This is a genomic window from Wolbachia endosymbiont of Armadillidium vulgare str. wVulC (genome assembly GCF_001027565.1).
GTDB lineage: Bacteria > Pseudomonadota > Alphaproteobacteria > Rickettsiales > Anaplasmataceae > Wolbachia.
In genome coordinates this window covers 154,162-177,258 of record NZ_ALWU01000005.1, presented here as the reverse complement: position 1 = coordinate 177,258, position 23,097 = coordinate 154,162, and the positions used below count along the sequence as shown (strand labels likewise).

The following is a 23,097-nucleotide window of genomic DNA, read 5'->3' as shown; positions in this document are numbered from 1 at the left end:
CAGTCAAATAGGAGACATTGCAGAGTTGTTTAATTATAGAGTGGGCAAGAGAAGCAACAAATTTACACAAAGTAAATTCAAGGGGAGTAATTGTATCGTATATTTTATTACGCAAAATGTTCGGGAGTGTTAAATAAACCATAGGCGTCAAGTTAAGAGAATATACCTAATATAGCAACCATTTAAGATAGGTATCTTATTTGTTATATTTATTTTTTTGAGAAGTTTTGATCTAGAATAAGATAATTTTTTTTTAAAGAATCTATAAATTACTAATTTTATCGTTTAATGTCTAAAATAATTTTTACCGCTTCTCTTCTTTCTTATGCTACTTTTCCTGAACTTGACGCCTATGGTGATATCAACGGTGTAACAGGTATGAAAATTATTAAAGCAATAATTGAAGGAGAGAGGAATCCTGAAAAACTAGCTGAATTTAGAAGTTCGAATATGAAGAACGATAACCATACTATAGTAAAAGTACTAACAGGCGACTATAGAGAAGAACACTTGTTTGTATTGAAACAAGAATATGCAGCATATACTTTTTTTCAAACCGAATGTGATAAAAGTATAGAAAATTACTATAAAATATTTGAAACAAAGTTGAATGAGAACGGAACATTGAATAAAATAAAAAAGCGGAAGCAGAAGAATAGTCCAGATTTTGCCGTAGACGAAGATTTATATCGAATAACGGGAATGGATTTTACTAAAGTTCCAAGACTTGATGTATTAAGTGTACAGACTATCATTTCAGAAACAGGTATAAATCGCAATAAATGGCAGACAGAAAAGCATTTTTCTTCATGGCTCGGGTTGAGTCCTACTAATAAAATTACAGGAGGGAAAATTATTGGAACAAGAACACGTAAGGTTATAAATCGTGCTGCGAATGCCTTGCTGTGTATCAAGACTGCACTTGGTGCATACTGCAGGAGGTTTTAAAGAAGCGACTAGAGATACCGAAAGCAATTACTGCTACAGCAAGAAAATTGGCATGTATTTTTTACAATATGCTAAAATATGGAAAAGAATATGTAGAAAAAGGAATTGATTATTATGAGAAACTTTATCAAGACAGGGTTATGAAAAATCTAAGTAGAAAAGCCCTTGAATTCGGTTATGTTCTGGTAAGCATCGAACAGGCAAAACCTGTCAAACCAAAAAGAAACTCCCTAATTTAAGTTTTTAGTAATTTGTTGGTATAATTGCGTAGGAAGCACTTCTGCAGTTATGACCGATATCCCAATGGTGCCACAGTGCCCGTTGGTTAGCATGGTTTTGAAGGTGACGGTTAAACCATTGATGGAGTCTATTCAGACTACCTCGTTTAGGAGAGTGCCTTAATTTTACCGTCTCAAGCTGAAGCGCTTCTTCAATGATAAATTATATACTAAAGATATAAAATGGCAAAAGTAAAAAATAAGTTGGAAGTAATGAACCCTAATGCGGCAGGAATAGATATCTGTACATTATGTATGTGTTCCAGAAGGAAGAGATGAGCAACATATCCAAAAGTTTGGTTGTTTTACAGTGGATCTGCATAACTTAGCAAAATGGTTGAAGAAGTGTGAAATTAAAACGGTAGCTATGGAATCAACGGGAGTATATTGGATTCCTTTATTTCAAATACTTGAATCATATGGATTTGAAGTAAAATTAGTAAACGCGCGGCATATTAAAAATGTACCTGGTAGAAAATCTGATGTTCAAGATTGCCAGTGGTTGCAACAGTTACATAGCTATGGACTGCTCCAAGGATCATTTAGACCAGATGATCAAATTTGCGTACTGCGTGGCTACGTCAGACAACGTAATAATCTAATCAGAAGCGCAAGTACACACACTCAACGCATGCAAAAGGCATTAATTCAGATGAACATTCAGTTACATAAGGCAATTAGTGATATTAATGGTGTAACAGGTATTAGGATTATTGAAGCGATAATTGAAGGTGAAAGAGATCCTGAAAAATTAGCTGAATTAAGGGATGGACGAATAAGAAATGATAAATCTACTATTGTAAAGGCATTAACCGGTGACTACAGAGAGGAACACTTGTTTACACTTAAGCAAGAATATGAAGCATATACTTTTTTCCAGGAACAAATAAAGGAATGTGATAGAAGCGTTGAAAGCTACTATAAAACATTTGAAACAAAATCTGATGAGAGCAAATCAACAAGTAAAGCACAAGGCAAGCAAAAAAATGATCCAAACTTTAATTTGCATGAAGAATTATACCGGGTTATCGGGATAGATTTTACTAGAGTTCCAGGATTCAGTGTACTAAGTATACAGACCATAATCTCAGAGACTGGTATCAACCATAACAAATGGCCAACATTTTCGTCTTGGTTGGGGCTGAGTCCTGGTAATAAAATCACTGGAGAGAAAGTGTTTAGCACGAAAACTTGTAAAGTCGTAAATCGTGCTGCAAATGCCTTACGGCTTGCTGCACAATGTGTATCAAAAAGTAATACTGCTCTTGGTTCACAATGCAGAAAGTGGAAAAAACGACTGGGAGCTCCAAAAGCGATCACTGCTATGGCAAGGAAATTAGCATGTATCTTTTATAATATGCTAAAGTATGGACAAGAGTATGTCGAAAAAGGAATTGATTCTTACGAAAAACTTTATCAAAACAGGGTTATGAAAAATCTGAGTAAAAAAGCTTCTGAATTTGGCTATATCCTGGTAAAAAAAGATGAGTTAGTTCAAGGAGTTTCTTAGGAGAAAGGATCAGTTAATTGAAGGAGTTTATTAGGAGGGTTATAACAACAGATTTTTAAGATCGTTTACAGCTTTTTTCATATCTTTAGCTTTAAATATTGATGATCCAGCAATTAATATATCTGCACCTGCTTTTATTGCATCAGCTGCGTTAGAAAAGTTAATTCCACCATCTACTGAAATTTGTGTTTTAAGACTGCGCTCTTGTATCATTTTTTTTACAGCAGATATCTTATTCAACTGTGAATGAATAAACTCCTGTCCTCCAAATCCAGGATTGACTGTCATAATTAGCACAATATCTAGCTCATGTATTATATACTCAAGCACACTCGGAGAAGTTGAAGGGACAATTGAAACTCCAACTTGAATCGTTTTTTTTGCATTGTTTACGTTTTTATATGACTTTATCCTTCTTACTAGCCTCTCAAGGTGTATCTCTGCTTCTGCATGTATAATGATAATATCAGCACCAGCTTCTATAAAGCTTTCAATATGGTCACCAGGAGATTTAATCATTAAGTGTACATCAAAAGGAAGATTGCTATATTTACGTATTGCAGAGATAACATTCGGACCTATTGTAATATTTGGAACGAAATTTCCATCCATAACGTCTATGTGTATATAATCTACATCCAAGTCGCTAATTCTTTTTACTTCCTCCCCTAATTTTGCAAAATCTGCTGAAAGTATAGAAGGTGCAATTTTAATACCCATGGACTACTTTTTACCAAAAATAAAAAAAGTAACTTATTTTTTGAACTCTGTCATCCCAATACTACATGAGTCTCATTTAGAAATTTTTTTATATCCTATGTGTAATTGCAACCTTTGAATTATCTTGTTCAGGTTGAACCATAAATAGTTTTCACCACAAAAAATTGTTAGCATAAGTAAAAAAAACGCAGTGCTTGTAATTTATCTGATGTTTTCTTCTGCTCAACTGATAAACGCTCAAGTATCTGTGGCTATTGCAATAATCATTAGACTCTTTTCTTCGCTCCTTCTAAATATTCCAACACAGTTTTATGCAGCGCAGTCCAAGACATTTGCTTTTCCATATCTGGTATAAATTTTTGTTTCCAAGTGTCCTTAAATTCTTGAAACCATTGCTTCTCAAAATTTTGGAAATCAGATAAAATTTTTGACCTAAACTCATTAATTAAACTCGAAACTTCTATAGCCTTTTCAGAGCTTATAGACTTAAAAGACAATATTTCATTCTTTAAAATATCCAACTTTGTAAATATATTAAGCTTAAATGGCATATAAAACGAAGATCTTATATTATACCTTAGATAAGAGTCGTAATATAGCTTAATCTTGTACATGAGCGTAGCAAATGCACTAGAAGAAATATTATTTTTATATTCTGCAAAAGAAGATAATAAACGCTTGTAATCCTCTTCATTCAAAAATGGTGGTTGTAAACTTGATTCAATTTTATTACTAAAAGATGTGAATTTGTTGAAAATACAATTGCCATATTCACTTAAAAATTTAGGCAAAATATCTTCCTGTTCTAATTTTAGAGGCAAGTCTTTTCTAATTTCTTTCGGCAAGTGGTGCATTGAAAACTGATTGATAACCCACGCAAAATTCTCATCAAACTCATTTGAGTAATCAGCGCTATTGTCAGTGTTACCTTCTTTGTCGTTCCAAGGCAGTATTTTATAAAAAAAATTGTTCAACCTTTTTTTTAATTTCAAAATATTTTCACTCTTATCACCTACCTTATACAAAACCTCATTTACTTTTTGTCTTGCATCTTGAGGACTGATTCTATCACCTATATGCAGTCCGATGCCATTTTTCTCTAATAATTCCCAATCAAACAACTTATGTGGATCGGGCTTACGCATTGCGTAGCTTTCAATGGCTGAGTTATATACTATAGTACCTATTTCAGCGTGACTAAATATCATATCTTTTCTAATTTTAAAGCGTTTCATGAGGTATAAAATCAGATCTTTGACAGATTTCATTTGCTCTTCTGGAAAAGGCTCAAGCCCTGTGTTTACAATCTCTATACCTATAGAATAATCATTCAGCTTTTGTAGCTCTTTAACCACATTATCTATTTGAACTTTTGCATAACTTATACCAGCATGCCACGCTCTTTTTTCCAGTGGGACCATCAGAGTAATGCTGCCATCCCTATCGACAATAAGTTGTACTGATATCCCTGCAGAATTTAATGCGCATTTTGTGCTTTTTAATGTTGGTGATTCGGTATGATGCACCACCACCATCAACACTTTTTTGCCTTCCCTATCATCATAATTTGAATTTGACACAGGATCTAAAAATATTGGATTTTTTAATGATGTTTTCAAATCTTGAAAATCGTTCTCGATATCAATTAAGCAAGATTGCTGTCCATATATAAGAGGCGATACAAGCAGCAACAGAAATAAAACTGACAAACATTTTTTTACTATAAGTCTCATGCAGCTCTAGCATCCTACAAATTGCCCGCAATATAACTAAATTAACATAATACGCATAAAATGTTTACTTTTTTTCAGCCAATCAAGACTTGCTACAGCTACAATTAGTACTTTTATCATTACATTTTGGCGTTCTTACTATTACCCACAAATATAAATGGACATAAAAATAAAGGATTAGAATATTAAAGTGTGCAAATATTGAGGATATAAAAATGGCAAGTGAATGGGCTAAAAATGAATTTGGAGATGCAGTGCTTGGAGATAAAAGATTAACTGATCGATTAGTAAATATTGTTGGTAAGTATGCCTGAAAGTTCAATCAATCAGGCATGTGGAAGTTGGTCTGAAGCAAGTAGCACCCACAACTATCCACTGCATTAAGGTTTGCACCTTGCTCAGCTAGGTACTTTATAATGTCATTAACATCACTTCTATTAAGAGCTATATACTCTAATATGCTAACATCTCTCTGTAACTCACGTTTAACTATAGATTTATTTACCTCACAGATTGATTTTATTGCTTCCAAATCTGGGATCGCCTTTCTGATTGCAGCTGTAAAACTTACACCTTGCTCTATTAAATACTTAGCCATTTTGTTATCAACAGCATACCTTAACAAATTTCTACCGCTTGCGAAATTAACCTCAGCAACAACATCTTTAATAATAGAACTATTTTTCTCAAAAATTGATTTTACTTTTTCTAAATCATCCTTGATAATAGTGCTAGAAAGTTTCTTTAATACAGAATCTTTCTTCAGCTAGAATTTTTTGTAATGCTTCAGGAGTCATAAATATACTTCAACACACATAAAAAAGTATATCCAAATCAGAATCGTTTGTAAAGGATTTTTAGATATTAGCTTGCCCAAAGGTTAATTTATTTTATAATCTTTCTGTATTCTAGAAATTTGAATTAAATGAACTGCTATAAGACTCACACGTGTAACGAATTAAGGAAGAGTGATGTAGAAAAGGAAGTTACCCTCTCTGGATGGCTGTATCGCAAACGTGACCATGGTAACCTAATCTTTGTTGATTTAAGAGACTTCTATGGAAGAATTCAGCTAGTGTTCAATAATGATAAAGACTTTTTTGATGAGATATCAAATTTAAAATCAGAGAGTGTGATTACTGTCACAGGAACAGTCAAAGCTAGAACTGAAGATACGGTAAATAGCTTTATTTCCACAGGGGAAATTGAAGTTATAGTTAATAATTTGTGCATTGAGTCGGAAGTTGAGTTCCACCGTGATGAAGAGATAGCAAAAGAAGAAAGGAGTATATTAGCAAGTATCGCCGGTGAGCAAGAATACCCAGAAAACATGAGATTTAAATATCGTTTTCTTGACTTAAGGCGTGAAAAAGCCCGTAACAACATTATTCTGCGCTCACAAATCATCGCAGAACTCAGGAAGATCATGATAGAGCAAGGGTTTTTAGAAATTCAAACTCCAATACTTACTGCTTCATCTCCTGAAGGAGCACGTGACTATTTAGTGCCAAGTAGGCTGAATCCTGGTAAATTCTATGCATTACCACAAGCTCCGCAGATTTTTAAACAGCTACTCATGGTTTCAGGGTTTGATAAGTATTTTCAAATTGCCCCATGTTTCCGTGACGAAGACGCAAGGGCTGACCGTTCTCCTGGGGAGTTTTATCAGCTAGACCTTGAAATGTCTTTCGTAACTCAGGAGGATATATTTCAAGTTATTGAATCTACTTTATATAAAGTGTTTGCTAAATTCTCTCGCAAATCAGTTGATAAAGATTTTCCGCGCGTTACATACAAAGACGCAATGCTCAAATATGGCTCTGATAAGCCAGATCTACGTAATCCATTATTAATCAGCGACGTTACAGAAATTTTCCGTGATTCAGAGTTTAATATTTTCAAAAGCAATATTGAACGCGGTATGGTAGTCAGAGCTATCCCTGCCCCCAAAACAGCAGAGGAACCTCGTAGCTTCTTTGATAAAAAAATAGAACATGCAAAAAAAGAGTTTGGCGCTAAAGGTCTTGGGTATATAACATTTGATAAGGACGGCATTGCAAAAGGACCAATTGCTAAATTCCTCAATGACAATCGGCTAAATTCTATAAAAGAAATAACAAATATAGAGCCTGGGGATAGTGTGTTTTTTGCTTCTGATAAGGAAAATGAAGCAGCAATAATTGCAGGGAAAGTGCGTACTCTTTTGGGATCAGAACTAGGTCTTATAGATGACAATATCTTCAAGTTCTGCTGGGTCATCGATTTTCCATACTTTGTGTATGATGATAAAAGCAAAAAAATAGATTTCTTTCATAACCCATTCTCCATGCCGCATGGTGGCTTGAAGGATTTAGAAGAAAAAGATCCACTGAACATCCTTGCTTACCAATATGATCTTGTTTGTAATGGAATAGAGCTATCAAGTGGGGCAATTCGTAATAACAAACTGGATATTATGTACAAAGCTTTTGCCATTGCAGGCTATAGTAAAGAAGAAGTTGATACAAAATTTGGTGCGCTTGTGCGTGCATTCAGGTTTGGAGTGCCACCTCATGGCGGTATAGCACCAGGGGTTGATAGAATGGTTATGCTACTTGCCGATGAGCCAAACATTCGTGAAGTAATCTGTTTTCCTATGAATCAGCAGGGTGAAGATGTTCTAATGAGTGCTCCTTCTAAAGTGGACAATAAACATTTACGCGAGTTATCTCTAAAGGTTATTGAGTAAAAATTTTATAGTAAAGTGTGGTAAATCGGAAGTCGTGAATGATATTCAAAAGGCAGTACTATCAAGCATAATATGCAATATGATTATATGGTATGAAGTAACTCTATTTGGAGTTTTAACGCATATAATAAGCAACGTTTTTTTTCCTTCAGAAAGTGATTATTTAAGCACAATCAAATTTCTTGGCAGTTTTGCAATTGGCTTTGGATTCAGACCACTTGGTGGATTTATTTTTGGTTACATTGGAGATAAGTATGGCAGGAGGAAAATTTTGCTGACTTCCGTAATATTAGCTTCGATATCGTCTACTGCAATTGCAATTATACCAAGTTTTAGAGAAATAGGAATATTTTCTCCTATATTACTTCTGCTTTGTAGAATAATACAAGGAATGGCAACAGGAGGGGAAACGAGTATCAACTCAGCCTTTTTGATAGAGCATTCAAGCGATAAAAAAAATCTAGGCTTTTTAGGTAGCATGAAAGCTTTCAGTGGTGCTCTTGGTTCTATTACATGTTTTGTAATGATAGCTATTTGCAAAAAATTTACAGGTGAAAATTATGAAATTTGGGGCTGGAGGTTGCTCTTCTATTTCTGCTTTATTATGGGCATAATAGGCTTCTTAATAAGATACATAATGGAAGAGAGCCTAGCATATAAAATTCATGGTCAAAATAAAAGCTTATCTGATTCTCCATTTTTAGAATTAATCAGGGACTATAAAAAGGCATTTGTGCTAGCAATTGGGCTTGGCGTTGCCCAAAATGCAATTGTTTATTCAGCAATCATGTTTTACAACATATCTGTCAAAGAACTTACTTTCTCAGGCATTGATATTAAAAATGTAGTAAGGATTGTGGTTGAAATCACATTCGGAACGTCTGCAGTGCTGTTTGCAATACTGTCTGATAAAGTTGGAAGAAAAAACGTGATAATTCCTACATTAGTAGCTTTAGCTTGCATCAGTTTGCCGGCACTTTCGCTATTATCACATAATAATCACTATATTGTAACGCTCACTTTCCTATTAATAAGTGTGCCGATAGGTGCATCTTTTGGAATATATAATTCTCTCGCCTGTGAGTTATTTCCAACGAAAGTTAGGTGTACCGGCTTCAGTTTAGCTCATAACATATCAGCAGGTATTTTTGGTGGCCTTTCTCCATCGATATGCATGTGGCTTATAGAAAGAACTGAAACAAAACTTGCAGCAGGGATTTACCTTACTATCTGTGCATTAATTAGCCTAATATCTGTACTTCAAATTAAAGCCAAAGACAGAAAAGTTGATTGGTGAAATCGTTCAGTCGAAAGATAGCACTTCAATAGACTTTTCGATGTGTTTAGGGGCAGGAGCAGTGATAGTAATTTCTTTATTATTTGGTAATTTTAAAGATAAAGAATGCGAATGAAGGTGAATCTGATTTACTGCTCCATTAATAAAAGCTTTTTTACCACCATATTTACCATCACCAAGAATAGGGTAATTTATATGAGCTAAATGTGCACGCAACTGATGGGTTCTACCGGTAATTGGTTGTAATTTTAAATAAGCAACATTATGTTTTAATCTTGATATAATTGAAAAATGCGTAGTGGCATTTTGAGGTGAGTCTTCATCAATAACTACTTTTTCTTGCCCTGAAATATATTTTTTCACCAACGGGTAGTCTATTATTCCATTATCTTTGCTCGGTATACCAGAAGTTAATGCTAGGTAAGTTTTTTTTATCCTCCGTCCTTTAAATTCTTCCATAAGGTATCTTGCAACACTAGCATTGCGCGCGAATATTATTACTCCGCTTGTATCTCTATCAAGTCTATGGACAATTTTAAATACTTCCCCTTCTCTTATTTGGTCAAGCAAGTCACTAATGCTAATTTTTACCTTTATACCACCTTGAACGATTACTCCTGCGGGTTTGTTTATAGCTAATATATATTCGTCTTCATATAATATGTTCTCTCTTAATAGATTTGCTAGCTTTTCATTATATTTACGATCAGAATTAGTGTTTTCAATATAATCTAAGTATCTTATCGTTATAGTTTGCCCAGAATTCACTCTATCGCTGGATTTTGCCTTGCAATTATCAACTTTGATTAATCCTTTCCTTAAAGACTTTTCAAGTGCAGATTGCTTCAGATTGGGAAAAATTCTTCTAATGTACCTATCAAGCCTAACGTTATTGTCTTCTACTAATATAGCTTTGTGGCATTCCATTATTTATAATAAACATCAAAAAATATCAATTATCGGTTAAATGAACTACATTTCTGAACAGTAGTTACTCTACCTTCCGTATGACCACCTATCGTTACACTCATCTGTTTCTGTACTAGAATCTGAATCCATTTCAGTACTGAGCTTTCTTTTGCGATATGTCCATCTGCAAGGACTATGTGCTCTTCGTTCTTTTATTCCATCTATTTTAGCTGGACACACTTCAGTACTAGGCTTTGACTGCACATTTGCAATATCATTAACTAAAGGTGTTACTCTTTCTCTCAGAGCTCGTACTCTTTCTCTCAGAGCTCGTACTCTTTCTCTCAGAGCTCGTACTCTTTTTTCTGCTTTGTCTGAAAAATTACTTGCACCTTTACGTTCATCTAAATCTTTTACAGTTTCACCACAATTATCCTGCAACAAAAGATTTGTACAGGGTATTAAGGTCTTTATTGTTTTCAAATGTTTACCGTCAATAGCATAACCTAAAGGAATTATCCCTAGATTATCCTGTAGATTAACTGCTGCTTCATGGGAAATTAAGATCTCTGCTACTTTTTCATGGCCATTATTGGCAGCATAATGCAAAGGAGTTAATCCTGAATCACTAATTGCATTAACATCTACTCCAGATTCTAATAGATAACGTATGCTTTGTATATCACCATGTGCGGCAGCATAATGTAAACTGTAGGCTTGAATTAATTTCGAAAAATCATCACATACCTCCAATTGCTCTAGGAGAGGGCGTGCTACAAAAATATTACTTGGAGAAACAGCGAATAGTATTTTAAGTGGATCCTTTATATTCATATCTGCTCCATGGCCTATTAGAATATCTATTAATTCTCTATCGTTACGTATGAAAGCATAATCAAAAGCAGTCCATCCCCATCTATCTTTCCGATTAATATATGCTTTGTTGTGTTCTAATAAGAGCTCTACTTCTTCTAAAATTTTATTTATAGCAGTAACCCATAAAGGAGTACGTACATACAATCTATCCTTTAGATTGTCATATGCACCATTTTGTAATAGGACCTTGAATTCTTCTAGGAACTTTAATTTTGCTTTATTGTGTTTTAATAAGAGCTCTACTGCTTGCAAACTGCCACTTATAACAGCAATGTGTAAAGGAGTAAATCCACTTAATCTATCCTCTATATTATCATCTGCACCATTTTGTAATAGAATCTCTAATAGTGATGTATAATTATTTGTAGCAGCCAAATATAAAGGAGTCCGTCCAAATGCATCCGTCATATTAATATCTCCCCTAATATTTTTATCATTTTCTATTATGCACTCCACCATTTCTTTATCATTCTTCATAATAGCCAAATGTAAAACATTAACCTCACATGCTCCATTCTCCTTAACATCGGCTCCATTAAGCAGTAAGAACTTTGTTACTTCTTTATGCCTGTTTCTAACAGCTTCATACAAAGCAGTCAATTTTGCTACATTTTTCTGATTAACATTTGCCCTATTTTTTACTAAGATCTTTATTATTTCTATATTACCATTTGCAGCAGCAAGATGTAAAGCAGTCCATCCACACGAACCAAACTGATTAACACTTGCCCCTTTTTCTATTAGTTTGAGTACTATTTCTACATTGCCTTTTTCAGCAGCCCAATGTAAAGCAGTCCATTCAAAAAATGGACTTTTTGCGTTAATACTGATTCTTTTTACTTTAAGCAGAGCATCTACTACATTTTTTAGGCGAAGACTAATAGCTAAACTCAGTAATGTGTGTTGATCATGCGCACTACGTAGTATATTGTAATTTACTGTAAACCAATAATTTACATTAAACTCATTTTCTTCCCACTTTTTATACATATTTCTACTTTCTCTCTTCAGTACCTCTAGTGCCTTTAGTGTCTCTCGTGCGTCTAGCATCACTGGTACCTTTTCTGAGATCTTTAGTGCATCTAGCATATCCTCTAGCACCACTGCTTTTGATTCTCCTGATGTCTCTTTTACACCTAATCTTTTTAGCATTCTTTTTACCATCTTTTGTGCATTTGATATCCCTGTCTCCTTTAGTATCTTTTTTGCTTCTTCTGGTGTCTGTGGTACATTTACCACCTTTAGTCTCTTTTTTAATGGCTCTTGTGTCTCTTGTACTCTTGGAATCTTGCTTGATACTTCTAATCCATGCGATATCTCTTCTAACATTCTTGATGTTTCTGCTTGCCCTAGTATCTTTACTTCCTTTAATAGCTCTTTTATTCTTTCAATTACATTGTCTTTACTTAAATTTACCTCTTGATCAATTACACCTAATATTATGTTCCACTGTTCATATGTCATTACCATAGCTTTACCTCATACTATATTTTGATGCTATATATTATGGTACAATGGTCAACACATTTTTCCATAGCGTAACTTGAGAGTCTAAAAGACTGTTATCAACTTGCAGAAAACCAAGCTTGCCTGAAACCACTTAATTGATTATAATTATAAGTTTTAAGGCAGCAAAATGACAGCTTTTTTTCCTTTGTTTATTTTTTTGGTCTTATACCTTGGAAGTGGTATCTATTTTTCCTTCATCGGAATTGATAATCCGCTTCGCCAAGTTTCACCGATAATTTGCCTACTACCGGCGCTATTTTTTGCTGTTGCACGCAATGCAGGTAAAATTCAACGTAACATCGATACTGTCATCGAGGGTATGGGTGATAAAAACACCCTTACTATGTGCTTAATTTTTCTATTTTCTGGAGCATTTTCTGTGGTTACTCAATCAATTGGTAGTGCAGATACTGTTGCTAATTTAATTCTCAATTTCCTTCCAGCAAGATTACTACTGCCTGGAGTATTTTTGGCTTCCGCTTTTATATCAACTGCGATTGGTACATCTATGGGAGTTGTTGTATTGATGGTACCAATAGCTGTTAACTTAGCAAAAAGTGGAGCTTTTGGTCTTGAAATAGGAACTGCGACTGTAGTTGGAGGTGCCGTATTTGGTGATAACCTTTCAATGATATCTGACACTACTATTGCATCTGTTTCTTCACAGGGGGCTACGATAAAGGATAAACTTAAAGTAAATTCTAAAGTAGCATTTGTTGCCAGCATTATAACACTTGTCTATCTAGCAGTTATGGCAGATAGTACAAAAATTATTCCTACATCAAATTTAGATTATTTATCAGTAATAAAGATTATTCCTTATATTTCTTTAATAATCATGGGGTTATTTGAAGTTACTACTTTAGTAACAATAACCGTAAATATAATTGTTGCTAGTGTACTAGGGATGACTTTTTTTGACTATACTATCATTCAACTCTCTCATAACATATATGACGGTTTCACGAAAGTAAACGAGATAGTGATATTCGCTCTATTTATTGGCGGGTTAGGCAATATAATGTATAAACAAGGTCAAAAGGCGTTACATAAACTTATTGATGAAAGTAATATTACAAAAACTAAAGCTGAATTTGTAATAGCGGGAATAGCATCTATGTTTACTGTTTTAGTTGCTAATAACACCATTGCTATTTTATTAAGTGGCGATATTGCAAAAAGGCTTGCGCAAAAGCACAATATTCCGTCATACCGTAGTGCATACTTGTTAGACATTTTTGCTTGCGTTACAAAAGGTATTTTGCCTTATGGTTCTCAATTACTGCTAGCAGGTAGCATCGCTTCTGTTTCACCTATTTCTTTGTTAACGCAGGTGTATTACTGTTTTATTTTAGCAGTAGTTACAGTAGGTGAAATAATCATCAATGGCAGACGTTGCCCAGCCACAACTTAATGTATAAAGATTTCTCTTCATGTTACATTTTTTTGTACCCATAAGAAACGGTTTATCGTTTTCATGAGCTACTTGGATAAGAAGTCTATTGACAAAATTGTTCCATTTTTCTCAATAGGTTTTCATTATATTGGTTTTCTTTTTACCTTATTAGCGGAGCATAAAACTTAACTTTCAGCAAACCTTATTTTAACTCTAACACGCTAACTATGAAACAGTCTATATTACCATCAAAAACAGAGTTTATATTACCTACTTCATGTCCAGTCCTTAAATCCTTTACCACTTGATATGGGTGCATAACGTATGATCTGATTTGATTGCCCCAACCTATATCACATTTTTTACCATATTCCTCAGCCATCTTTTGTTCTTTTTTTTCCAGTTCAATTTGGTATAAACGTCCTTTAAGTAGCTTAAGTGCCTCATCTTTATTTCTATGTTGAGAACGACCATTTTGACATTGAACTACAACGCCTGTTGGAATATGGGTAATACGTACCGCACTTTCAGTCTTATTTACATGTTGACCACCTGCTCCAGAAGCACGGTAAGTGTCGATCTTTAAATCCTTTTCATCCACAATAATATCTATTGAATCTTCGATCACTGGAGTGACTCCAACACTTGCAAAACTGGTATGACGTTTACCATTTGCATCAAATGGTGATATTCTCACCAATCTATGAACTCCACTTTCGCTTTTTGCCCACCCGTAAGCTTTTTCTCCGATGATCTTTATTGTTGTAGATTTTATACCAATCGCATCACCATCTAATTTTTCTACAACTTCAACTTTAAAGTTGTGATAAATTTCTGCCCATCTTGTATACATGCGCATGAGCATCTCAGCCCAATCATTGCTCTCTGTTCCGCCAGCTCCTGAGTGGATTTCCAAAAAGCAGTTATTATTATCTGCTTCACCAGTAAATAAGGATTCTGTCTCTTTAAGTTTGATTAACTTCTCTAGCTTGGCTAATTCATTTTCAACTTCAGAAAAAAATTCTTCATCATTCTCATCAATAGCAGATTTCATCAAGCTAATGGCATCGTTGTAATCGCTTTCTAGCTTTGAAAACGATTCTATGTCATGCTTAATTTTAGAACGTTCTTTTAAAATTTCTTGTGCCTTTTGATTGTCTTGCCATAGATTATCATTCGACGCTTGAGAATCCAGTTCCTCAAGACGCAACTTTAATTTTTCTATGTCAAAGACACCTCCTGATAAGAGAAATACTTTTATTTAAGCCTTGAAAGTATTCAAGGATTTCTGGATGGGTTTTCATTATACTTTAGATTTTAATATATTTATTATCACTAACAATAACAGCAAACAAAATAGAAATTTAACCATATAATAGTTAATTCAAAATAATTTTATTATACTTGAATGTTCAACAAAATCAAGTGTGTATATTTATTAAAAAATAAGGTAAAGTAATGAATATTAAAACAAATTCTCATTATGGTTTAGACAAAAAGGCTATTGATGACTTAATAGAGTCACTCGATAATCAAGAATTAGAAAATGTTTGTAATATTGTAAAAACGATAGATAGCGTTCAGTTAGCTTATTTTTTATCTACTTCGATCAGTGATCACAGGGAGAAATTAGTTAGTATCCTCGATCAACATTTGTTAAGTGATGCCCTAGTGCATGTGGTACCAGATTTACAAATAGAGATCATAGAAATATTGGGAATAGAAAATACAGCAAAGTTGCTAATGCTTCTTAATGTAGAAGACATAGTAGCCATAGTGAAAGACTTGGATAGAAAGTCTATAGAAAATATACTTAACTACTTACCCAATGCAACTCAAAAATTAGTAGAGGAATTGTTATCATACCCAGAAGAAAGTGCAGGAAGGTTGATACATAAAAATATGGTTATAGCTCCATATTATTGGACGATAAATCAGCTAATGGAATTCTTGCGCAACTATAAAAAAATACCAGAAACATTTTATCAAATTTTCATCATTAACTCGAAATTAGAGCCCATAGGTAGTTTCAACTTAAATAAGGTAATATCCTACTCAGGAGAAACAATAATAAAAGAGATAATGAGTCAAGATATAAAAATAATTAAAACTGGAATGGATCAAGAAGAAGTAGCAAGAATATTTAAAGATTACTCTCTATTATCAGCTCCAGTAGTAAATAGGAATGGTAAAATTATAGGTGTAATCCTTATTGAAGATGTAATCAAAATCGTTCAACAAGAAGCAGAAGAGGATGTACTTAAAATAAGCGGTGTATCTTCTAAATCTGATATAAATGCCCCTATACATAAAACTATAATTAAAAGGTTACCTTGGTTATTGTTTAACCTCTTAGCTGCAACAATATGTTCTATAGTAGTTGGCTTTTTCGATAACGTAATACAAAGTTTTATAGTACTACCAATAATTATGCCAATCATTGCATCAATGAGCGGAAATGCAGGGTCCCAAACGGTAACACTAACTATCCGTGCAATCGCAACAAAATATCTAACTGAGCAAAATGCAAAAAGAATACTTATAAAAGAATTTATGATAGGTCTTATAAATGGGGTAATTTTATCTGCAATTTCACTCGTAGTATTAGCAATGAGGTTCCATAGTTTAAAAGTGGAGATCATTTTCGTGATTTCCATGATTGTAATGTCAATCACTGCAACATTTATCGGCACTTTCATTCCTATAATGCTCCATCGTTTAAGATCCGATCCTGCTATTTCCTCTTCAATTCTAACATCAGCAACAACTGATATTCTCTCAGCTCTTATATTTCTCGGTCTAGCCACAATCTTTTTATTAAATAGCTAAATCGTGCTATATAAAAAAATTGCTTTACAAGCTTTGCCGTCCCCTTTACCATAACGTTCAGTACAATAGACTTCTTTAAAAACTAGGATAAGAGGAAAAAACATGGCAAGATAAGTATTTTTAGTGAGGGAAAAGGTGAAAATAGTAGAAGAGTTGGATGATGAAAAATTTCGCAGGTTAAAGGAGTAAAAAAGGTAACATTTAATAAAATGGTAGAGATTTTACGGGAAGCAAATAAGGAAAAAAGGCTAAAGGAGGTAGGAAAAACAAGCTGAGCGAGGAAAATATGCTGCTTATGGTGTTGCGGGAATATGGAACATATTTTCATAAAGCTATGGGATAAGTGAAAGCACAGCGTATAAAATAGCAAAATGGGTTCTCTAATAAAACATCCAGCTGAAGTCCAAAATATACTGGTTGATGCGGGTTGGCTATGTTGCATAGCACTGATAGGCATGTAAATCACAATGAATTTACGCAGCTAATTTAAATTTAGCCATACCTATATCAGTAAATTTGTTCAGTAAGTAGCACTTAATTAACACACGATTTACCTCTGATTTATTTTTCAAGCCAAACCCAAATAACCTATAGAAAAAGACTTCAATATAAGACCGTGCTCCATACTTAACTTTTTTCTTCCATTCATTAATACCATCTTCATAATTCTCATATTCTACTTGTTTCTTTCTGATAGCTAAACAAATTTTAGCTAGGGCGAATAATAGGCACAATATTCTGCATTCTTTATACACACTTTTTATATCATAAGCCGCATCTGCTCGAATAGAACAAATGTTATATTTATCACTGACTTCCTCTAACATATCGCAGACCGGCACAGCAACACCACTATTCTTATCATTTACGTTTAAAACAACATGTAGTTTTCTTACTTGACCATAGCCACTGTATTTTCTTTTTCGAGTATTATGCCCACCGTTATTATTGTAGATACTAACTCTAGTGCTATCTACGGCAATTTTAATATTTTCCAAATCATCTTTATTGGTTCTATGGTCATCAATCTTCAAATTAAGCTTTTTAAATCTTCTGGAAGCTTGTGTATAGCTGATAACCTTAAGTTTTTTGCCTATTTGTACCATATAACCTTTTACAAAACCTACAGCTTGTCTCAAGCCAATTCTAAAAAGATATGTGTATTAAAATTACAACTTTACCACTATAAGTGTACCTGCAACTTTTGGACTATTTTCATACCAATTTTCTATTAACAAAATGAAAAACATTTCCTCTTTTTTTTAAAAACATAGTTGATTAGCGTTTATACTACTTTAGAGCCATCTTAACCATATAAGTAGACTTAACAACAAAATCTTGTTTTTATAATGGATTTGGTAATACCAATTCTCATTACTAGCGAACCACCATAAGCGGCATTACAGAATTTTTTAATTGCGGAGTGAGAAAGCGAGGCAATAAATTTGCATAAAGTGCTCTCAAGAAAAACAATTGTAACGTAGATTTTGTTATGAAAATGGGAAGTGTTCAATAAACCATACGCGTCAAGTTAAGAAAGAGCTGCTGCAAAACAAGTAAAAAAAGGCTCAAAGTATGATAAAAAGGAAGCAAGCGAAATAAAAGTGAGGTAAAATGAGTTTAAGGTATAATAATCTAAAGAAACATCCAAGGAATTTTCGGAGTGTGACAGGTTAAAAGATAGAAGAATTGGAGAAAATTGTAGAAAAAGTGAGGCCAGAGAGGGAAAAAGTCGAAAAACAGAAGAAGTACCATGGAAGAACGTCGAATTTGCCAAAACTGGAAGGTAAGATATTTTGCATAATTTTTGTACTAGACACAACTTAACCTGACAGGCGTGAATTAACTGACAGAAGAATCGACGAAGTCAAAACTGATATCAGAATCTGGGAGTGTTAAATAAACTGTGTCAAACCGAATTTTTAATTCAACTCAATTTTCAATCTGTTGGGAAAGAAAATGTCGAGCTGAGATATAGTCAATGCCCAATCATGTACAGGCATAGTCCATTTCTCCTCCACTTTCTTTATAGCACAATATACCTGTTTATACAAGGCATTTATGCTAGTAAATGAGCCCTTGGTTTTGGTGAATTTCCTAATTTGCCTATGTAGCCCCTCTATGGGATTAGTAGTATAGATTATCCTCCTAACTGGGTCGGAATACTTAAAATAACCAGATAGGTTTTCCCAATTATTCTGCCAAGATTATAGGGTACTTTGTGCCCCATTTTTCATCTAATTCCAACAGATAATTCTCGGCAATTTCCTTACTTGAAGCTTTTCTTTAAATCACTCAAAAAACTCTTTACTAGCTACATACTTCAGTGAGTTACGTATCTGATGCACTATACACATTCTGCATTAGGGAACACACCGTTTATTGCTGCAGGAAAGCTTTTTAGCCCATCTACACATGCAATTAGAATATCTTCCACTCCTCTCTCTTTGAGATCATTTAGTACTCCCAACCAGAACTTCACTTTCAGCTAAATAAAACTTCTTTTCTGCCATTTTGCTAATATATTATACATACATTTACTTACACAACTCCTTAAAAAACCATGAAAACTATCGGATATACAGACTGCAGCGGACGACTACGCCATTCGTTGATTACTGTTTGTCAGTAATACTTGATATCTCTGCCGCCGATATTTTGTGATCGTAAATTTCCTCAATATGTGACGCTATATCTCCATGCCACTGGCAAATGTGCTTAAGACCTTTGCTTCAAGTTCTGTTGTTTGTCTTTTTCTAACTATTTGGGGTTCAAAGCTTCCTTCCCTGTCTCTAGGTGTTAACAACTCAAATGAGTTGTACGTAAAGTTTTTCCCATTTCTTCGATTATTTTCTTCACTTTCAGCTAATAAATGGTTTTCTATTTCACCTTCTAGACTCGCCTCCAGCAGCTTTTTTATAAATGGTGTTAATGCTCCCTCCTTTCCTGTCAACGGTCTTCCTTCTCGTATAGACGACAGGTTTCTAATTCTTTATAATCTACCAAACCGGTAGTTTTATTTACTTGACTCATGTCAAACCTCCGTTTTTTTATATCAATTATATTTTTATTTCTTGGTTTGACACAGTTTATTTAACACTCCCCAGAATCTGTTTTAATGTTATCAATATTCTTTTGGTAAGTAATATGCATACTGTCAAAAAAGGTCTTACCGTAGCAATACTTACCAGAAGGGAGTGTTAAATAAAGTCAGATCTAATTAGAGAGATGATCTTCTTACCTTTTCCTTGCCTTCGTTTTCATTTCTAACAATTTTTTCCCCACTTAATATGTCACTTATTTCATCGCCTGTTAAAGTTTCAAACTCCAGTAGATTTTCAGCAATGAGCTCCAAGTCTTTCCTACGCTTGGTCAAAATGTCTTTTGCTTTTTCATAGCAAGAAAATACAATTTTCTTTACTTCTTCATCTATAAGTTTTAATGTATCTTCAGAAATTGTCTCAGAATCATGCATGATTTGTTCACGATTGTGATATATTGGCCCTATTTTGTCACTCATTCCCCATTTCGTCACCATAGCACGTGATAAATCAGATGCTTGCTTTATATCCGAAGATGCACCGCTTGTAATTTTATCATAACCAAAAATTAGTTCTTCTGCCACTCTTCCACCCATAGCAACAGTTATATCTGCTATCATCTTTTCTCTTGTGTGAGACACTCTATCTGTTTCCGGTAGTCTCATAACTAAGCCTAAAGCTCTACCTCTTGGAATAATAGTTGCTTTGTGTATTGGATCAGAGGCAGGCATATTAACTGCAACTACTGCATGACCAGCTTCATGGTAAGCAGTAAGCTTTTTTTCTTCTTCCGTAATAACTAAGGACCGTCTTTCCATGCCCATCATCACTTTGTCACGCGCATATTCAAAATCATCCATGGTAACAATTTTCTTGTTTCTCCTCGCAGCAATAAGTGCAGATTCATTTACTAAATTTGCTAGATCAGCACCTGAAAAACCTGGTGTTCCTCTTGCAACTGTTTTTACATTCACATCTGGCGCTATCGATATTTTCTTTATATGCGTATTTAATATTCTTTCACGCCCATTGATATCAGGTAAAGAAATAGTAATCTGTCGGTCAAAACGACCAGGTCTAAGTAGTGCTGGATCTAGCACATCTGGACGGTTAGTTGCAGCAACTATTATCACACCTTCATTAGACTCGAAGCCATCCATTTCAACTAGTAACTGATTTAATGTTTGTTCCCTTTCGTCGTTACCGCCACCAAGACCAATGCCGCGATGCCTACCCACTGCATCTATTTCGTCTATGAAAATTATGCAAGGAGCATTTTTCTTGCCTTGATAAAACATATCACGTACACGGCTTGCACCAATACCGACAAACATTTCAACAAAATCAGACCCGGAAATACTAAAAAATGGTACATTAGCTTCACCTGCAATTGCACGAGCAAGTAGGGTTTTACCGGTTCCAGGGGAACCAATTAAAAGACATCCTTTTGGTATCTTTCCGCCCAATATTTGAAATTTTTGCCTTTGTTTAAGAAAATCAACGATCTCAACTAACTCTTCTTTTGCTTCATCAATTCCGGCAACATCATCAAATGTCACTTTTTTTCCACTAGTTATAAGCCTAGCTTTTGATTTGCCAAAGCTTATAGTTCTATTGCCTCCTGCTTGCGTTTGTTTAAAAAGGAAAAGTAATAAACCGAAAAAGATAAGCGTCGGAATCCATTGAATAAGTAGTCCACCAATTATACCTATTGCAGAATCTCCAATTGAAAAGGAGAACTTCACTTTTTTATCATGCAAACTTTTTATTAAGTCGCTATATATAACACCACTTGAGTTAAAGGCTGACCCATCTCTAAACTTGCCTTCAATGCTTTGGTTTCTTATGGTAACATTTTCTATATCATTATCTTCCAGTCTAGTTAAAAATTCTGAAAAAGGTATGGTTGCTTTACTCTTGCCTATACTTCCGCTGAACTGAATGTAAGCAACTGAAATAAGAACAATAATCACTAACCAGATCAATAAACCTTCTAAAAATTTTTTCATTGTTACCTTTAACTAGATATCAATAAAGTTTATCAAATTTTGTTTTATCATGCTATTAATAATGCATTGAACCTTATTGTTATCGGTATTTTTTCCGTTATAATTTACATCATGATGAGCAATCACCTTTCCATCTTTTTGCACTGTTGGCAAAGAGTAGTAAATTTCAGAGTAATAATTACAAACTTAAAAAGTTGTTTTCCACTGCAATAATCATCCTTATTATGTGTTTGTACTGGCAAAACTCTGGCGTGTGTAACATTCTACAGTAGCTTGCAGTAGTGCACTTATTACATTATCATCTATATTGCTCACTTTTTTATCCTTGAGCTTTTTGGATTTATTGTTAAGCTCTTCAAGTGCTTTTGTAAAATCACCCATGCCTAACAACAGGTTCGTCTATTTTTTGCTCTTGAGTACGCTTTACGGCGTTATGCTTGGCCTCGTTTACTAAATTAGATAACTCAGCTCCTGAATAGCCTTCAGTTTTTCTTGCAATTTCTTTAAGAGTTAGACCTGATGCAATTGGCACATTCTTTATGTCAAGATCTAATATCTTTTTTCGTGAACCCAATTCCGGTAGAGGAATATAGATATGCTTAGAAAAACGACCAGGCCTAAGCAGTGCTTCATCTAAAACGTCTTGATGGTTAGTTGCAGCAATTACTATTACACCTTTGTTAAAATTAAAACCATCCATTTCAATCAGTAGTTGGTTTAAAGTTTTGTTATGGTCCTCGTTTATAGCTCTATTAGATTCGTTCTTGGAGTCACTACGTTCTGAACCGATAGAATCTATCTCATCTATAAAAATTACACAAGGAGCCTTTTTTCTTGCTGTTCGAAAAAGTTCTTGTATATTGTGTACACCTTGATTAGCAAATCGACCAGCAATGTCAGCTCCGGAAATGGGAAAAAATGGAAGCTTAGCTTCACCCGCAATTGCGCGAGCAATAAGTGTTTTACCATTTCCTGGTGGGCCATATAAAAGATGGCCTTGTGGTGGCTTAAAACCAACCTTTTCAAATAGAGCTTTCTTTTCCTGTGATATATCATTACAAATCATTCGTAGTGCTTCTTTCATTTTATCTGATACTATAACGTCGTCAAACGTTACTTTTTGCTCATCCTGCTCAACCTTTGTTACTCCAGGTAATTTCATTAGCAAAGAATAGATAGCAAAACATAATACAACTGCAGTGCATATTACTGAACATGTTACTACAACAGATTTTATAATGATAGGCGTGAAAGATATAGTGGCCGCAGCAGCTTTAATTTTAAAAAAAAGAATATACATAAGACAAATAAAAG

The 23,097-nt window shown here is 34.2% G+C and carries 13 protein-coding genes and 7 pseudogenes; 8 read left to right on the top strand and 12 right to left on the bottom strand.

What is annotated here, in order from left to right; genetic code table 11:
- Positions 1 to 357 precede the first annotated feature (357 nt).
- Together wVul_RS04210 and wVul_RS04200 are read left to right on the top strand one after the other, a co-directional pair.
- Positions 358 to 1,187: pseudogene (locus wVul_RS04210) on the top strand (transposase); the annotation flags it as partial.
- A 222-nt stretch (positions 1,188 to 1,409) separates the two neighbouring features.
- A pseudogene (locus tag wVul_RS04200) lies at positions 1,410 to 2,736 on the top strand (IS110 family RNA-guided transposase).
- A 39-nt stretch (positions 2,737 to 2,775) separates the two neighbouring features.
- Here the strand turns inward: wVul_RS04200 and rpe are convergent.
- Together rpe and wVul_RS04190 are read right to left on the bottom strand one after the other, a co-directional pair.
- The gene (gene rpe / locus wVul_RS04195; RefSeq protein WP_047759289.1) at positions 2,776 to 3,456 is read right to left on the bottom strand and encodes a ribulose-phosphate 3-epimerase; all 681 of its coding nucleotides are present in this window, start codon (positions 3,454 to 3,456) and stop codon (positions 2,776 to 2,778) included.
- Between the two features lie 266 nt (positions 3,457 to 3,722).
- Positions 3,723 to 5,189, bottom strand: a complete 1,467-nt coding sequence (locus wVul_RS04190; RefSeq protein WP_047759288.1) for an N-acetylmuramoyl-L-alanine amidase — start codon at positions 5,187 to 5,189, stop codon at positions 3,723 to 3,725.
- Between the two features lie 215 nt (positions 5,190 to 5,404).
- Here wVul_RS04190 and wVul_RS08720 point away from each other — a divergent pair.
- Positions 5,405 to 5,561 (top strand): annotated as a pseudogene (locus wVul_RS08720) (IS4/Tn5 family transposase DNA-binding protein); the annotation flags it as partial.
- On the opposite strand, the gene wVul_RS09450 reads toward wVul_RS08720, so the two are convergent.
- On the bottom strand, positions 5,512 to 5,787 hold the full coding sequence (locus wVul_RS09450; RefSeq protein WP_179943849.1) for a hypothetical protein: 276 nt from the start codon (positions 5,785 to 5,787) through the stop codon (positions 5,512 to 5,514). The pseudogene wVul_RS08720 and the gene wVul_RS09450 sit on opposite strands and share 50 nt — an antisense overlap.
- A gap of 327 nt (positions 5,788 to 6,114) precedes the next feature.
- Between wVul_RS09450 and aspS the strand changes: the two genes are divergently transcribed.
- On the top strand, positions 6,115 to 7,917 hold the full coding sequence (gene aspS / locus wVul_RS04180) for an aspartate--tRNA ligase (RefSeq protein WP_047759287.1): 1,803 nt from the start codon (positions 6,115 to 6,117) through the stop codon (positions 7,915 to 7,917).
- Positions 7,918 to 7,951: 34 nt separating this feature from the next.
- Positions 7,952 to 9,214, top strand: coding sequence for an MFS transporter (locus wVul_RS04175; protein WP_047759337.1), 1,263 nt, complete (start codon positions 7,952 to 7,954; stop codon positions 9,212 to 9,214).
- A 6-nt stretch (positions 9,215 to 9,220) separates the two neighbouring features.
- Here wVul_RS04175 and wVul_RS04170 read toward each other — a convergent pair whose 3' ends face one another.
- Positions 9,221 to 10,141, bottom strand: coding sequence for an RluA family pseudouridine synthase (locus wVul_RS04170; RefSeq protein ID WP_153295546.1), 921 nt, complete (start codon positions 10,139 to 10,141; stop codon positions 9,221 to 9,223).
- Between the two features lie 69 nt (positions 10,142 to 10,210).
- Positions 10,211 to 12,469: an ankyrin repeat domain-containing protein gene (locus wVul_RS04165; protein WP_153295544.1), complete on the bottom strand. Its 2,259-nt coding sequence runs from the start codon at positions 12,467 to 12,469 to the stop codon at positions 10,211 to 10,213.
- 166 nt (positions 12,470 to 12,635) lie between these two features.
- Here wVul_RS04165 and wVul_RS04160 point away from each other — a divergent pair, with 166 nt between their 5' ends.
- Positions 12,636 to 13,922 (top strand): Na+/H+ antiporter NhaC family protein, encoded by a 1,287-nt coding sequence (locus tag wVul_RS04160; protein ID WP_047759285.1) that lies wholly within the window; start codon positions 12,636 to 12,638, stop codon positions 13,920 to 13,922.
- 184 nt (positions 13,923 to 14,106) lie between these two features.
- Here the strand turns inward: wVul_RS04160 and prfB are convergent.
- Positions 14,107 to 15,208, bottom strand: a protein-coding gene (gene prfB / locus wVul_RS04155; RefSeq protein ID WP_238580397.1) for a peptide chain release factor 2 whose coding sequence is annotated in 2 segments (ribosomal slippage) — positions 14,107 to 15,141 and positions 15,143 to 15,208 — 1,101 coding nt in all. Because the reading frame shifts where the segments join, the coding sequence is not laid out codon by codon here.
- Between the two features lie 154 nt (positions 15,209 to 15,362).
- On the opposite strand from prfB, the gene mgtE reads away from it, so the two are divergent.
- The gene (gene mgtE, locus wVul_RS04150) at positions 15,363 to 16,733 is read left to right on the top strand and encodes a magnesium transporter (RefSeq protein WP_047759284.1); all 1,371 of its coding nucleotides are present in this window, start codon (positions 15,363 to 15,365) and stop codon (positions 16,731 to 16,733) included.
- 135 nt (positions 16,734 to 16,868) lie between these two features.
- Positions 16,869 to 17,111: pseudogene (locus tag wVul_RS09815) on the top strand (helix-turn-helix domain-containing protein); the annotation flags it as partial.
- A 95-nt stretch (positions 17,112 to 17,206) separates the two neighbouring features.
- Here the strand turns inward: wVul_RS09815 and wVul_RS09810 are convergent.
- From wVul_RS09810 to wVul_RS04120, 6 genes and pseudogenes are all read right to left on the bottom strand, one after another.
- Positions 17,207 to 18,005: pseudogene (locus wVul_RS09810) on the bottom strand (transposase).
- 650 nt (positions 18,006 to 18,655) lie between these two features.
- Positions 18,656 to 19,766: pseudogene (locus wVul_RS08715) on the bottom strand (IS256 family transposase).
- 187 nt (positions 19,767 to 19,953) lie between these two features.
- A complete protein-coding gene (gene ftsH / locus wVul_RS04125; protein WP_047759283.1) occupies positions 19,954 to 21,783 on the bottom strand; it encodes an ATP-dependent zinc metalloprotease FtsH in 1,830 nt (609 codons plus the stop codon).
- A gap of 12 nt (positions 21,784 to 21,795) precedes the next feature.
- Positions 21,796 to 21,951 (bottom strand): annotated as a pseudogene (locus tag wVul_RS08710) (tRNA lysidine(34) synthetase TilS); the annotation flags it as partial.
- Between the two features lie 54 nt (positions 21,952 to 22,005).
- Entirely contained in the window at positions 22,006 to 22,164 is a 159-nt protein-coding gene (locus wVul_RS08705; protein ID WP_153295541.1) for a hypothetical protein, read from the bottom strand.
- Positions 22,157 to 23,083 (bottom strand): ATP-binding protein, encoded by a 927-nt coding sequence (locus wVul_RS04120; protein WP_161794187.1) that lies wholly within the window; start codon positions 23,081 to 23,083, stop codon positions 22,157 to 22,159. Before wVul_RS04120 ends, wVul_RS08705 begins: the two co-directional genes overlap by 8 nt.
- Positions 23,084 to 23,097: the final 14 nt, after the last annotated feature.